The 12,534-nt window shown below is 65.5% G+C and carries 14 protein-coding genes; 8 read left to right on the forward strand and 6 right to left on the reverse strand.

All coding sequences use genetic code 11. The annotated features are described in order from the left end of the window. Positions 1–13: 13 nt before the first annotated feature. Positions 14–664: a DUF3052 domain-containing protein gene (locus ACW176_RS19875; RefSeq protein ID WP_492110363.1), complete on the reverse strand. Its 651-nt coding sequence runs from the start codon at positions 662–664 to the stop codon at positions 14–16. Positions 665–668: 4 nt separating this feature from the next. Then, positions 669–1,493 carry a crotonase/enoyl-CoA hydratase family protein gene (locus tag ACW176_RS19880; RefSeq protein ID WP_492057900.1) on the reverse strand — a complete coding sequence of 275 codons (825 nt, stop codon included), beginning with the start codon at positions 1,491–1,493 and terminating at the stop codon, positions 669–671. Positions 1,494–1,887: 394 nt separating this feature from the next. Here ACW176_RS19880 and ACW176_RS19885 point away from each other — a divergent pair, with 394 nt between their 5' ends. The 3 genes from ACW176_RS19885 to ACW176_RS19895 all read left to right on the forward strand — a co-directional run bounded on the left by ACW176_RS19885 (position 1,888) and on the right by ACW176_RS19895 (position 3,908). Continuing rightward, positions 1,888–2,250, forward strand: coding sequence for a response regulator (locus ACW176_RS19885; protein WP_492110364.1), 363 nt, complete (start codon positions 1,888–1,890; stop codon positions 2,248–2,250). A gap of 57 nt (positions 2,251–2,307) precedes the next feature. Next, positions 2,308–2,922, forward strand: coding sequence for a pyridoxamine 5'-phosphate oxidase family protein (locus ACW176_RS19890; protein WP_492110365.1), 615 nt, complete (start codon positions 2,308–2,310; stop codon positions 2,920–2,922). 137 nt (positions 2,923–3,059) lie between these two features. Next, positions 3,060–3,908 carry a universal stress protein gene (locus tag ACW176_RS19895; protein ID WP_492110366.1) on the forward strand — a complete coding sequence of 283 codons (849 nt, stop codon included), beginning with the start codon at positions 3,060–3,062 and terminating at the stop codon, positions 3,906–3,908. 98 nt (positions 3,909–4,006) lie between these two features. On the opposite strand, the gene dksA is transcribed toward ACW176_RS19895, so the two are convergent. Both dksA and fliX read right to left on the reverse strand, forming a co-directional pair. Continuing rightward, on the reverse strand, positions 4,007–4,435 hold the full coding sequence (gene dksA / locus ACW176_RS19900) for an RNA polymerase-binding protein DksA (RefSeq protein WP_492110367.1): 429 nt from the start codon (positions 4,433–4,435) through the stop codon (positions 4,007–4,009). Between the two features lie 234 nt (positions 4,436–4,669). Next, positions 4,670–5,098, reverse strand: coding sequence for a flagellar assembly regulator FliX (fliX, locus tag ACW176_RS19905; protein ID WP_419252049.1), 429 nt, complete (start codon positions 5,096–5,098; stop codon positions 4,670–4,672). 219 nt (positions 5,099–5,317) lie between these two features. On the opposite strand from fliX, the gene ACW176_RS19910 reads away from it, so the two are divergent. From ACW176_RS19910 to ACW176_RS19925, 4 genes are all read left to right on the forward strand, one after another. Next, a complete protein-coding gene (locus ACW176_RS19910) occupies positions 5,318–6,430 on the forward strand; it encodes a flagellar basal body P-ring protein FlgI (RefSeq protein ID WP_419317822.1) in 1,113 nt (370 codons plus the stop codon). Next, positions 6,430–6,753: a rod-binding protein gene (locus ACW176_RS19915; protein ID WP_419317824.1), complete on the forward strand. Its 324-nt coding sequence runs from the start codon at positions 6,430–6,432 to the stop codon at positions 6,751–6,753. The genes ACW176_RS19910 and ACW176_RS19915 overlap by 1 nt, the downstream gene beginning before the upstream one ends. Positions 6,754–6,755: 2 nt before the next feature. Then, positions 6,756–7,202 carry a flagellar basal body protein gene (locus ACW176_RS19920; RefSeq protein ID WP_419252052.1) on the forward strand — a complete coding sequence of 149 codons (447 nt, stop codon included), beginning with the start codon at positions 6,756–6,758 and terminating at the stop codon, positions 7,200–7,202. Between the two features lie 121 nt (positions 7,203–7,323). Then, positions 7,324–7,908 carry an HD domain-containing protein gene (locus tag ACW176_RS19925; protein ID WP_492057911.1) on the forward strand — a complete coding sequence of 195 codons (585 nt, stop codon included), beginning with the start codon at positions 7,324–7,326 and terminating at the stop codon, positions 7,906–7,908. Here ACW176_RS19925 and ACW176_RS19930 read toward each other — a convergent pair. Both ACW176_RS19930 and ACW176_RS19935 read right to left on the reverse strand, forming a co-directional pair. Continuing rightward, the gene (locus ACW176_RS19930; RefSeq protein WP_492110368.1) at positions 7,905–8,969 is read right to left on the reverse strand and encodes an alkene reductase; all 1,065 of its coding nucleotides are present in this window, start codon (positions 8,967–8,969) and stop codon (positions 7,905–7,907) included. The genes ACW176_RS19925 and ACW176_RS19930 overlap by 4 nt on opposite strands. A 230-nt stretch (positions 8,970–9,199) precedes the next feature. Continuing rightward, positions 9,200–9,367 carry a hypothetical protein gene (locus ACW176_RS19935; protein WP_419317833.1) on the reverse strand — a complete coding sequence of 56 codons (168 nt, stop codon included), beginning with the start codon at positions 9,365–9,367 and terminating at the stop codon, positions 9,200–9,202. A gap of 244 nt (positions 9,368–9,611) precedes the next feature. Here ACW176_RS19935 and uvrA point away from each other — a divergent pair, with 244 nt between their 5' ends. Beyond that, positions 9,612–12,521 carry an excinuclease ABC subunit UvrA gene (uvrA, locus tag ACW176_RS19940; RefSeq protein WP_492110369.1) on the forward strand — a complete coding sequence of 970 codons (2,910 nt, stop codon included), beginning with the start codon at positions 9,612–9,614 and terminating at the stop codon, positions 12,519–12,521. The last annotated feature ends 13 nt before the right edge of the window (positions 12,522–12,534 follow it).

A 12,534-nucleotide genomic window follows, 5' to 3' on the forward strand; every position in this document is an offset into this window, starting at 1 on the left:
CCCTTCCCCGCCCTCAGATCTCGTCGTCGAAGGCGACGTCATCCTCGACCGGTTTGGACGCCGCCGGCGGACCGGCCTTGCGCTTCACGAACCGCAGGGCGCTGTGGGTCTTGGAGAAGCTGCAGACCTTGGTGTCGACCAGACCCTGGCCACGCGCGGCGGCCAGGATCTCGGTGTCCTTCAGCGGCGCGCCCTTGCCCTTCTGGGCCACGATCCAGATTGCGCCCTTGGGACCCAGGCCGCCGATCAGGTCTTCCAGCTGATCGAAATCGGCCAGATCCTCGACGCCCAGGAACAGCAGGTCGATGTTCTCCTCGGCCTCGACCGGCTCGACGCGGGTCACCAGTTCCTCAAGGAACTCTTCGTCCTCCACAGCCAGCACCACGACCGTCTGGCCGGGCTTGACGCCCAGCTTGTCCAGCCGGCCCGGCGGATTGAGGATGGCGTGCAGCCACTTGTCGGCCTCGCCCGGCTCCATCTCGAACCGGGTGCCGTCGTTGAGCACCAGATCGTTGCCCTCGACCTTGATGTAGCGCAGGGCGTGGCCCTGAAAGATGCCGCGATGAGCCCCGCGGAAGATCAGCTTGGGAAACTCCCACAGGAGCTTGCCCTCGCAGTCGCCGTCCGACAGGTGGCCCCAGACGCCCCGCGCTTCCTTGCCCATGACCTCAGGCGCCCTTGAAGACCGGAGCGCGCTTTTCGAGGATCGCGTCGACGCCTTCCATGTGGTCCTCGGTGTGGTGGGCGATGGCCTGGGCGGCCGCGCTCATCTCCATCAGGGTGTCATAGCTGGCGGTCGTGCCGTGCTTGAGCAGGCTCTTGGCCATGCGCAGGGCGTGCGGCGGCTGCTGGGCGATGCGCGTGGCCAGGGCCATCGCTTCGTCCATCAGGGTGTCGGCGGGGACGGCCTTGCTGATCAGGCCCCATTCGGCGGCCTTGGCGGCGTCGATGACGTCGCCGGTGAACAGCAGTTCGGCGGCGCGGCTCATGCCGATGGTGCGCGGCATCAGCCAGGCGCCGCCGTCGCCGGGGATCAGGCCCAGCTTCAGGAAGGTGACGCCGAACTTGGCGGTGTCGGCCCCGATGCGGATGTCGGTCATGCAGGCCACGTCGCAGCCCAGGCCGATGGCGGCGCCATTGACGGCGGCGATCGAGGGGACCTCCAGGCCATAGATGGCGCGGACGATGCGGTGGATGTTCTTGCGATAGCCGTCACGGACCTTGACGCCATTGCCGCCGAACGCGCCCTCGCGGGCCTTCATCGCCTTGACGTCGCCGCCGGCCGAGAAGGCCCGGCCCGCGCCCGTCAGGATCACGCAGCGGATGTCCTGGTCGTCATTGATCGCCTCGCAGGCGGCCGCCACCTGGTCGCCGTCGCCCGGCGCGCCCAGGGCGTTCATGGCCTCGGGACGGTTGAGGGTCAGGATGGCGATGTGACCGCGCTTCTCGGTCAGGATGAGCGGAGAGGGAATCAGGGGGGTGTCTTGCGACATGGGCGGGCGCTCCTGCGGGCTTTTTTGCCTGCATAGCGCGGATTGGCCCGCCGCGTCGCCTCCAGAGGTCGTTCGAGGGGCGCCGAAATCACAATAGAGGCGCTGGCAAACCCCAATTTGGGGGAACCCAGATTTGCCGATCTCAGGCCGCGCGCACGCTCTACCAAATCAGGACCTCACGCAATGGTCGCGGGGCCAAGACCTTACGCAAATCGCGTCCAAAACCCAAAAATGCAGATTGTTTACATTTGAACCGTCGATCGCACTCTGGTTTTTCTGCGAATCCTGGGCGATTTGATTATGTGAGCACCTGCAGCATCACGAAAACGAGACTGGCGCGAGCCTCTATGTCAGCGCTGAAATCACCAAGGGACGAAATATAAGGCATCGGCGAATGACCGTGCATATCAAAGCCCGACATGCCCTGATCATCGAGGACGAGATTTTGATCGCCTTCGAGGTGGAGGCCTTGCTGGCCGAACAGGGCTTCACCAGCTTCGACATCGCCGAAAGCCCGCAAGACGCCCTGGCGATGGCCATGGCCCGCACCCCCGACCTGATCACCGCCGACTACCGCATCATCGGCGGCACGGGCGTGGAAGCGGTGGAGGCCATTCACAAACAGCTGGGCGCGATCCCCGTGGTCTATGTCACCGGCAATTCGGATCTGCTGCTGGGCCGCGAGCCGCCGGTGGTCGGCAAGCCGATATCACCCCGGCGCCTGGCCGAGGCCTGCGCCCGGGCCTTTTCATCCTGACGCCTTCCGCGCCTCCCCTTGTGTGACTAGGCTCGGCCCATCGTGCGGGAGGGCCAGATGAGCGTGATCGACAGCCTGGAGGCGCTGGAAGCCCTCTATGACACCACCCCCGTCGCGGCGTCGCTGGTCAAGGTGGCGACCCAGATCACACCCCACTATCAGGCGCTGATCGAGGCCTCACCGTTTGTCGCCCTGGCGACGATCGGCCCCGAGGGTCTGGACTGCAGCCCGCGCGGCGACCGGCCTGGCTTTGTGCGCGTGGCTGATCCCCGGACCCTGATCCTGCCCGACCGGCGCGGCAACAACCGCATCGACAGCCTGCGCAATGTGGTCCGTGACCCGAGGGTCGCGCTGCTGTTCCTGATCCCTGGCTCGGGCACCACCTTCCGGGTCAATGGCCGGGCGATGATCAGCGCCGATCCCGACCTGCTGGACAGCTTCGCCATCGACGGCAAGGCGCCGCGCACGGTCATGGTGATCACCGTCGAGGAGGCCTATTTCCAGTGCGCCCGCGCCATCGTGCGGTCAGGGCTGTGGAAGGCCGAGAGCCAGGTCGACCCCGCCACGATCCCCTCCCCCGGCGCCATGCTGGCGGCGGTCACGGCCGGCGAGGTCGGCGGCGAGACCTATGACCGCGAATGGCCCGAGCGGGCGGCCAGGACGATGTGGTGAGGGGCTGGAAGCGGACCCTGGCCGGAGCCCCCTAAGTGGTGGTCCGCCGTTCGTATGAAGCTGGCAGCGTTGACTTAGATCAAAGTCCGAAAATCCCAAGCGTCCACAGTCTATCCACGCTTTGTGGAGACAAAATCATGCCGCTGCAGGACATTGTACTTCATCTTGACGCTTACCCCGAAGCGACTTCGACTGAGGCGATTGATCAAGCCGTGCGATTTGTCGCCTCGGTTGGCGGGGTCTTGTCAGCTATCGCGGTTGAGGTGGACATCCAGCCTCCAAAGAATCGTCTGGCCAACTATGTGATCGGCCTCAGCCACATGGCGGCGGAAGAGGAGCGAAAGAGCCGCGAGTTCTGCGTCGCGGCGCTTGCGACGTTCGCATCAAAGGCTCGCGAATTGGGCGTTTTGGGCGAGGCTATCCACGCGAAAGCTGACCTCTACGCTGTCGCGGCCTATGTTGCTGAGCGGTCTCGGACGCGCGACCTGTGTATCGTGCCTGTTGCTTCCCAGTCGGACGGTCAGCGCGCTGTCCTTGAGGCCGTCGCCTTTGGGTCAGGACGCCCTGTTCTAACCTTCTGCCCGGGGAACGCGGATCTGCCACTCAGCGGTCCGAATACCGTTGTGCTTGCCTGGGATGGGAGCCGCACGGCGGCGCGCGCCATGGCCGACGCCATGCCGATCCTTCGGAAAGCTCGTGAGATCACGGTGCTCACCGTGGCAAATGACAAAGCGTCCACCGGCTCGGGCTCGGGCCGGGACGTCGTGCGGCATCTTAGAGCCCACGGCATAAGCGCCGTGGCCGAAGAGATAGACGGCGATGGACGTCGAACAGGGGTCGTGTTTTCGGACTATGTCGCAGCGAACCGTCCCGGGCTGTTCGTCATGGGAGCCTATGGCCATTCGCGGGCAAGGGAGTTCTTCTTGGGCGGAGCGACCGAACACATGCTCAATCATCTTCCGGTCCCCATGCTGCTCTCGCACTAAGGATACATCGGCTTGGGGCGGGGCCTGCTCCTCAAACGAAAAACGGCCCCGGGCTTTCGCCCGAGGCCGCTTCAAAACACATAGGCCGGTGAAGGCCGTCAGTCGTCGCGGTGCACGCGTTCGCGGCGCTCGTGACGTTCCTGGGCTTCCAGGCTGAGCGTCGCCGTGGGGCGAGCATCCAGCCGGGCCAGGCCGATCGGTTCGCCCGTTTCCTCGCAATAGCCGTAAGATCCGTCCTCGATGCGGCGCAGGGCCTGGTCGATTTTCGAGATCAGCTTGCGCTGGCGGTCGCGGGTGCGCAGTTCAAGCGCCCGATCAGTTTCCGAAGACGCGCGATCGGCCAGATCGGCGTGATTTTCGGTTTCTTTCTGGAGGTGAGCCACCGTTTCGCGAGATTCGCGAAGGATCTCATCCTTCCATTCGTTCAGCTTGCCCTTGAAGTACTCAAGCTGACGCGCATTCATAAACTCTTCGCCCTCGGAAGGGCGATAGGTCTTCGTATCGACTAGAACAGTGGCCGTTTGCATTAACGCCTCACGCCCCGATGAACTCAGCCTTGGACAGGCCGGGTGCTTATACCAAAAGAATAGCCGCGTTCAATGAACCTCGCGTGAGTGGCGCGTTCAGGCGCGCTCCACTCGCGCGTTCGGCTTCAAACCCGGCCTGTGACTTGGCCAGAAACGCGCCAAACCGCGACGCGCAACATCTTGAATTCGCTGATGGCGCGCCCGTGGATATCGTCCGTGGTCGCCGCCTGACCATCAGCCGCCCCGCGCCTGTTCGAGCTTGGCTTTTTCCACCGCCGCTCGCGTCTCGATCTCGTTGAGCACGCCCTCGAGCCGGGGATCATCCGTCGAATCGCGCTGCTCGCGGATAGCGCGGGTCAGCCGGTCCAGGGTGGCGGTTGAGACATCGCCGTCGAGCAGCGCGATCTTGACCTCACCCAGAATGTCGAGAATGCCGTCGGCGCGTTTGACCGCGCGCTTGCGGCGCTCCAGCGGATCGCCCATGGCCTGCAGGGCCAGAAGCGCATCCAGCGAACCGATCCCGGCCACGCCGCCCGCCTGGGCCACACTGGCGGCGCCACTGGCGCCATTGACTGAAGGCAGTGAAAAGCTGGCGCCGCTTCCCGAAGCCTTGGCCCGCGATGCGCCGCTCGCGCCTACGCTCCCCGTGCTCGAAACCTTCATGGGTAAGCTGCTCCATAGTCCGTGAAGCGAGTCACAGTTCTCGCCACCTCCCCATAATCCAGTCTGGCGCTTGAAGTATGGTTAATGCCGGGCAGATTCTGCCCAAGGGCGCTCTGGCGCCTGCGTCAAAACGCACAAAGCCTTACGACTCAAGCCTTTGAGATTGGCCCGCTTTTGGCATGGGTCGGCATGGGGACGTCTCCCCACGTCAGGATAGCCATGTCGCGTTTACGTCTGCGCACCGCTTTCGCCCTCATCGCCACGGCCTGCGCCCTGGTGGGGGGCCCCGCGTTCGCCAAGTCACGGATCAAGGACATCGTCTCGTTCGAAGGCGTGCGCGACAACCAGCTGATCGGCTATGGCATCGTCGTGGGCCTGAACGGTTCGGGCGACAGCCTGCGCAACGCCCCGATGACCAAGCAGAGCCTCGAGGCCATGCTGGAGCGCCAGGGCGTCAATGTGCGCGACGCCAATCTGAACACCAAGAACGTCGCCTCGGTGATGGTCACCGCCAACCTGCCGGCCTTCGCGGCGCCGGGCGCCAAGGTGGATGTCAGCGTCTCCACCCTGGGCGACGCCAAGAACCTGCTGGGCGGCACCCTGCTGGTCACCAGCCTGCAGGGCGCGGACGGCCAGACCTATGCCGTGGCCCAGGGCAGCGTGCAGACCGGATCGGTCTCGGCCGGCGGGGCTTCGGGCAGCTCGGTGTCCAAGGGCGTGCCCACGGCCGGCCGCATCGCCGCCGGCGGCATCATCGAGCGGGAAACCGGCTTCCAGATGGTCAATATGGGCGAGCTGCGCATGACCCTGCGCAATCCCGACTTCACCACCTCGCGCCGCATCGCCGACGCCATCAACGGCCAGTTCCCCCGCAGCGCCCAGGCCCAGAACCCGACCATCGTCGCCGTGCGCCCGCCGGCCGGCATGGACATGATCAGCTTCATCACCGCCATCGAGAACCTGCAGGTCGAGCCCGACGGCCCGGCCAAGGTGATCATCGACGAGGTGTCGGGCGTGATCGTGATGGGTGACGATGTCCGCATCAGCCAGGTGGCCATCGCCCAGGGCAATCTGACCATCTCGGTCCAGGAGAGCCCGGCCGTCAGCCAGCCCGCCCCGTTCAGCCAGGGCCAGACCGCCGTGGTTCCGCAATCTGCCGTCAGTGTCGACGAGGAAAAGGGCAAGAAGCTGATCACGCTCAGCAGCGGCGCTTCGCTCAAGAGCCTGGTCGGCGGCCTCAACGCCCTGGGCGTGACCCCGCGCGACATGATCTCGATCCTGCAGGCGGTGAAGGCCGCCGGGGCCCTGCAAGCCGATATCGAGGTGATGTGATGAGCGCCCTGACCCTGACCTCTCCCCCGATCACCAATCTGCAGGCCTCGACCACAGCGCCCGCCTCGAGCGCCGAACTGCTCAAGCGCGGACAGATCAAGGAAACGTCCGAGAAGTTCGAGGCCTCGTTCCTGTCGGTGATGATGCAGTCGATGTTCGCCGGCGTGAAAACCGCCGCGCCGTTCGGCGGCGGTCAGGCCGAGGACATGTTCAAGTCGCTGCTCACCGAGTCGATGGCCAAGGAAGTCTCCAAGGCCGGCGGCGTCGGCCTGGCCAGCACCGTCCAGCGTGAAATGCTCAAGCTTCAAGGGTTGAAGGACTAGTCATGGCCCTCGCCGCACACGATCCCAACGACCGCGTCGACCAGCTGGTCATCCTGACCGAGCGCCTGACCGACCTGATCGCCAAGGAGGCCACCGCCTTCGAAGCCCGCCGTCCGCAGGACGCGGCCCAGTATGTCGAGGAAACGGCCAAGCTGGCCAATCTCTACCGGCACGAGTCGGCGCGGGTGCGGGCCAATATCGCCCTGATCTCCAGCGCCGACGTCGCCCTGCGCCTGCGCCTGATCCGCGCCACCGAGGCCTTCGACGCTGTCCTGGCCCGCCAGGCGCGCGCCCTCAACGCCGCCCGCACCGTGACCGAAGGCCTGGTGAAAGCCGTGGCCGAAGAGATCGCCAACCAGCGCGCGCCCGCTTCGGGCTATGGCGCCGGGGCGCGGATGAACAATCCGGTCTCCAGCGGCACGGCCATCACGCTGAACAAGAAGGCTTAGCGGGTCGCTTCGATCCAGCGGATTGAGCTTTCGACACGCTGCTTCCAGTTTCGCCATCAGGCGACGTAGCCCTGGAACCGGTCTCCCGGATGGAAACGCCGCTGTAGCGCAGGAGACGCCATTGCTCGACGAAGCCTTGATCGCGGAAATCGCCGAGCTGCATTCGGGACCTGATCGTGGCTATCACGGCTGGAGCCACCCTCAGGCCCTGCTGCGCCTTTTCGCCGAGACAGAGGGTGATTTGGACGATCCCCTAGCGGTCTATTGCGCCATTGTTCTGCACGACGTGATCTATGAACCCCGCCGCTCCGACAACGAGACGCGTAGCGCGGTGCTCGCCCGAACGATGCTGCAGGACGTCATTCCGGGCGAGAGCCTGGACCGCGCCATTCGGCTGATCGAAGCGACCGCGCGACACGCCATTCCCGCAGACCTGCCCGAAGGCGAAACCGCCGACATGGCGCGGTTCCTCGACATGGACCTTTCGATCCTGGCCGCGCCCACCGCCGTTTTCGACGCCTACGAAGCCGGCGTCCGACATGAGTATCGCGAGGTCCCCGAGGAGGCCTTTCGCCAGGGGCGCGCCGCGATCCTTGAGGGCTTCCTGGCGCGGGAAGCCCTCTACATGTCGGACTGGGGAAAACTACGTTTCGAGGCCCTGGCTCGCGAGAACCTCAGGCGCTCGATCGCCCAGCTTCGCGACTAGGCCGGAACGGCTTCGAGAGCCGGATAGTCCGTGTAGCCCTTCTCGTCCGGACCATAGAAGGTCGACGGAACCGGGGCGTTCAGCTCGGCCCCGATCCGCAGGCGCTCGACCAGGTCGGGATTGGCGATATAGGCCTTGCCGAAGGCGATGGCGTCGTACTGGCCGGCCTGCACCGCCGCATTGGCGGTCTCGCCGGTGAACTTCTCGTTGGCGATATAGACGCCGCCGAACGCCGCCTTCAGCGCCACGCCCAGGCTGTCATCGCCCTGATATTCGCGGGCGCAGATGAAGGCGATGCCGCGCTGGCCCAACTGCCTGGCCACATAGCCGAAGGTCGCGGCCAGGTCTGAATCGCCCATGGCGTGGGCGTCGGCGCGCGGGGCCAGGTGGACGCCTACGCGGCCCGGGCCAAACACCGAGACGGCGGCGTCGGTGGCTTCGAGCAGCAGACGGGCGCGGTTCTCGATCGGGCCGCCATAGTCATCGGTGCGCTGGTTGGAGCCATCCTGCAGGAACTGGTCGAGCAGATAGCCATTGGCGCCATGCAGTTCGACGCCGTCGAAGCCGGCGGCCTTGGCGTTGGCGGCAGCGCGGCGGAAATCCTCGACCACGCCCTTGACCTCGTCCGTCGTCAGGGCGCGCGGCGTGGGATAGGGCCGCTCGGGGCGCAGCAGGCTGACATGGCCCTTGGCCGCAACGGCGCTGGGCGCCACAGGCAGCTCGCCGTTCAGCAGCGACGGGTCGGAAATCCGGCCGACATGCCAGATCTGCATGAAGATGCGACCGCCCTTGTCATGAACGGCGCGGGTGATTTGCTTCCAGCCCTCGACCTGTTCCTGCGACCAGATGCCGGGCACGCCGGCATAGCCGACGCCCTGGGGCGAAACCGGCACGCCTTCCGAGATGATCAGGCCGGCGCTGGCGCGCTGGGCGTAATACTCGGCCATCAGCGCATTGGGGGTCTGGCTCGGGCCGGCGCGCAGGCGGGTCAGCGGCGCCATGATCACGCGGTTGGGCAGATCCAGGTCGCCGAGGCGCAGCGGGTCGAAAAGCGTGGGCATGGAGGCCGTCCTCAAGGGAAAGGCGCCGCTCGGCGGCGCGAGACCCTGATGTGGCGCGGCGTCGCAGCAAAACAACCGGCCTGGCCTGTAATTCTCCTGGGCCGCCCTTTCAGACGGTGGTCGCGCCTAGAGCGTTATTCGGCGAAGTGGATACCGGTTCGCCGCCGAAATAACGCGTCAAAACAATAATCTAGAGCAAACGACATGATGCAATCATGGCGACCTTTGCTCTAGTTCGGCGCGATGGTGTTGAACACATAGATCAGCGAGCCGACGCCGCCGATGAACACCATGAAGTCGACGACCGGATTGCGCGGCTTGACGCCTTGGGCGTCACGGATCGCCTGCTTGCCCTGTTCCTGCTTGTCAGCCTTGGCGGGCTTGGCGGCCTTGCTCATGATGCGCTCCGTTTCTGGAGCCATTGAGCCAGACACTGCTGAAGATGGCGCTTTCAAAGGCGGTTAAGCGCCGGAAACCAAACCCCGCGCCGTGACACCCTGCTGACACCTACTGGCAGCAGGCGGCGCAGCTTCGGGGACGCGACGTTTGTTCGCATCTTGTTCTTGTGTTAATTCCCGGATCGAGCCCTACATATAGCCGCCGCGCTGCACCCTCCTGGCGGCTCTCTGCGTTCCGGAAAACATGGCCGAACAACTGAACTTCATCCGCGTGCGCGGCGCCCGCGAGCACAATCTCAAGAACGTCAGCGTCGACATCCCGCGCGGCGAGCTGGTGGTGCTGACCGGCCTGTCGGGTTCGGGCAAGAGCTCGCTGGCGTTCGACACCATCTATGCCGAGGGCCAGAGGCGCTACGTCGAAAGCCTGTCAGCCTATGCCCGCCAGTTCCTGGAACTGATGAGCAAGCCCGACGTCGACCTGATCGAGGGTCTGTCGCCGGCCATCTCGATCGAGCAGAAGACCACCTCGCGCAATCCACGCTCGACCGTCGGCACGGTCACCGAGATCCACGACTACATGCGCCTGCTGTGGGCGCGGGTCGGCACGCCCTACTCGCCCGCCACCGGCCTGCCGATCGAAAGCCAGACCATCAGCCAGATGGTCGACAAGATCACCGTCCTGCCCGAGGGCACGCGTCTCTATCTGCTGGCCCCGGTCGTTCGCGACCGCAAGGGCGAGTACAAGAAAGAGATCGCCGAGTGGCAGAAGGCCGGCTTCCAGCGGCTGAAGATCGACGGCGAATATTATCCGATCGAGGACGCCCCGGCCCTCGACAAGAAGTTCAAGCACGACATCGACGTGGTCGTGGACCGCATCGTCACCAAGCCCGACATGGAACAGCGCCTGGCTGACTCCATCGAGCAGGCCCTGCGCCTGGCCGACGGTCTGGCCGTGGCCGAATGGGCCACGATCGACGAGGGCGAGAAAGAGCCCAAGCGGCTGCTGTTCTCGGAACGCTTCGCCTGTCCGGTCAGCGGCTTCACGATCGCCGAGATCGAGCCGCGCCTGTTCTCGTTCAACAATCCGGCGGGCGCCTGCCCGGCCTGCGACGGCCTGGGCGCCAAGCTGGCCTTCGACGCCGACCGGGTGGTGCCCGACAAGGACAAGGCCCTGCACCAGGGCGCCATCGCGCCCTGGGCCAAGGGCCCCTCGCCGCTCTACACCCAGACCCTGCAGGCCCTGGCCCGCCACTACGGCTTCTCGATGGACGAGCCCTGGCACAAGCTGGCCCAGAGCGCCCGCGACGTGGTGCTGCAAGGTTCGGGCGGCACGAAGATCAAGTTCATCTATGACGACAACGCCCGCAAATACGAGGTCGAGAAGCCCTTCGAGGGGGTGATGCCCAACCTCGAACGCCGCTGGCGCGAGACCGACAGCGCCTGGGTGCGCGAGGAGCTAGGCCGTTACCAGTCCGACACCCCCTGCGAGGTCTGCCACGGCAAGCGCCTGAAGCCGGAAGCCCTGGCGGTGAAGATCGCCGGCATGGACATCGCCGCCGTCTCGATGCTGGCCATCCGTCCGGCCAAGGACTGGTTCGCCGGCCTGGAAGCCCAGTTCAGCGACAAGCAGATGGAGATCGCACGACGGATCCTGAAGGAGATCAATGATCGCCTTCGGTTCCTGGTCGATGTGGGTCTGGACTATCTGAACCTGTCACGCGGCTCGGGCACCCTGTCGGGCGGCGAGAGCCAGCGCATCCGTCTGGCCAGCCAGATCGGCTCGGGCCTGACCGGCGTGCTGTACGTCCTGGACGAACCGTCGATCGGCCTGCACCAGCGCGACAACACCCGGTTGCTGCAGTCGCTGCAGGGCCTGCGCGATCTGGGCAATTCGGTGCTGGTCGTCGAGCATGACGAGGAGGCCATCCTCACCGCCGACTATGTGATCGACATGGGTCCGGCCGCCGGCGTGCACGGCGGCGAGATCGTCGCCGAGGGCAAGCCGGCCGACATCATGGCCAATCCCAACAGCATCACCGGCCAGTACCTGACCGGCGCCCGCGAGATCGAGGTTCCGCAAGAGCGCCGGCCGATCAACAGGAAGAAGATGCTGCGCGTCATCGGCGCTACCGGCAACAACCTCAAGGGCGTGACCGGCGAAATCCCCGTGGGCACCTTCACCTGCATCACCGGCGTTTCCGGCGGCGGCAAGTCGACCTTCACGATCGAGACCCTCTACAAGGCCGCCGCCCGTCGCCTGAACAATGCGTCGGAGGCCCCGGCCCAGCACGAACGGATCGAGGGGCTGGAGAATTTCGACAAGGTCATCGACATCGACCAGTCGCCCATCGGCCGCACCCCGCGCTCGAACCCGGCGACCTACACCGGCGCCTTTGGCCCGATCCGCGACTGGTTCGCCCAGCTGCCGGAAAGCAAGGCGCGCGGCTATGGCCCCGGCCGCTTCAGCTTCAACGTCAAGGGCGGGCGCTGCGAGGCCTGCCAGGGCGACGGCCTGATCAAGATCGAGATGCACTTCCTGCCCGACGTCTACGTCACCTGCGACGTCTGCAAGGGTAAGCGCTACAACCGCGAGACCCTCGACATCCTGTTCAAGGGCAAGACCATCGCCGACATTCTCGACATGACCGTCGAGGAGTCCGCCGACTTCTTCAAGGCCGTGCCGCCGATCCGCGACAAGATGGAAACACTCAAGCGCGTGGGCCTGACCTATATCAAGGTCGGCCAGTCGGCGACGACGCTGTCGGGCGGCGAGGCCCAGCGGGTGAAGCTGTCCAAGGAGCTGTCTAAGCGGGCCACCGGCCGCACGCTCTACATCCTCGACGAGCCCACCACCGGCCTGCACTTCGAAGACACCAAGAAGCTGCTGGAAGTGCTGCATGAGCTGGTCGACCAGGGCAACACCGTGGTCGTCATCGAGCATAACCTGGATGTGGTGAAGACCGCCGACTGGCTGCTGGACTTCGGCCCCGAAGGCGGCGACGGCGGCGGCGAGATCGTCGCCGTAGGCTCGCCCCAGGACGTGGCCAAGGTCGAGGCCAGCTGGACCGGGCGCTATCTGAAGGACGTGCTGGACCGCCACGAAGTGCGCCGCAAGGCGCGGGTGGCGGAGCTGAAGAAGAGCAAGCGGGCTTAGACTGCTCCCTTCC

Source organism: Caulobacter sp. FV1ye13L (genome assembly GCF_058681155.1).

Bases quoted from the DNA above. Each gene is read 5' to 3' on its own strand.
- ACW176_RS19875 (WP_492110363.1), bottom strand. From the start codon at position 664: ATGGGCAAGGAAGCGCGGGGCGTCTGGGGCCACCTGTCGGACGGCGAC.
- ACW176_RS19880 (WP_492057900.1), bottom strand. From the start codon at position 1,493: ATGTCGCAAGACACCCCCCTGATTCCCTCTCCGCTCATCCTGACCGAG.
- ACW176_RS19885 (WP_492110364.1), top strand. From the start codon at position 1,888: ATGACCGTGCATATCAAAGCCCGACATGCCCTGATCATCGAGGACGAG.
- ACW176_RS19890 (WP_492110365.1), top strand. From the start codon at position 2,308: ATGAGCGTGATCGACAGCCTGGAGGCGCTGGAAGCCCTCTATGACACC.
- ACW176_RS19895 (WP_492110366.1), top strand. From the start codon at position 3,060: ATGCCGCTGCAGGACATTGTACTTCATCTTGACGCTTACCCCGAAGCG.
- dksA (WP_492110367.1), bottom strand. From the start codon at position 4,435: ATGCAAACGGCCACTGTTCTAGTCGATACGAAGACCTATCGCCCTTCC.
- fliX (WP_419252049.1), bottom strand. From the start codon at position 5,098: ATGAAGGTTTCGAGCACGGGGAGCGTAGGCGCGAGCGGCGCATCGCGG.
- ACW176_RS19910 (WP_419317822.1), top strand. From the start codon at position 5,318: ATGTCGCGTTTACGTCTGCGCACCGCTTTCGCCCTCATCGCCACGGCC.
- ACW176_RS19915 (WP_419317824.1), top strand. From the start codon at position 6,430: ATGAGCGCCCTGACCCTGACCTCTCCCCCGATCACCAATCTGCAGGCC.
- ACW176_RS19920 (WP_419252052.1), top strand. From the start codon at position 6,756: ATGGCCCTCGCCGCACACGATCCCAACGACCGCGTCGACCAGCTGGTC.
- ACW176_RS19930 (WP_492110368.1), bottom strand. From the start codon at position 8,969: ATGCCCACGCTTTTCGACCCGCTGCGCCTCGGCGACCTGGATCTGCCC.
- ACW176_RS19935 (WP_419317833.1), bottom strand. From the start codon at position 9,367: ATGAGCAAGGCCGCCAAGCCCGCCAAGGCTGACAAGCAGGAACAGGGC.
- uvrA (WP_492110369.1), top strand. From the start codon at position 9,612: ATGGCCGAACAACTGAACTTCATCCGCGTGCGCGGCGCCCGCGAGCAC.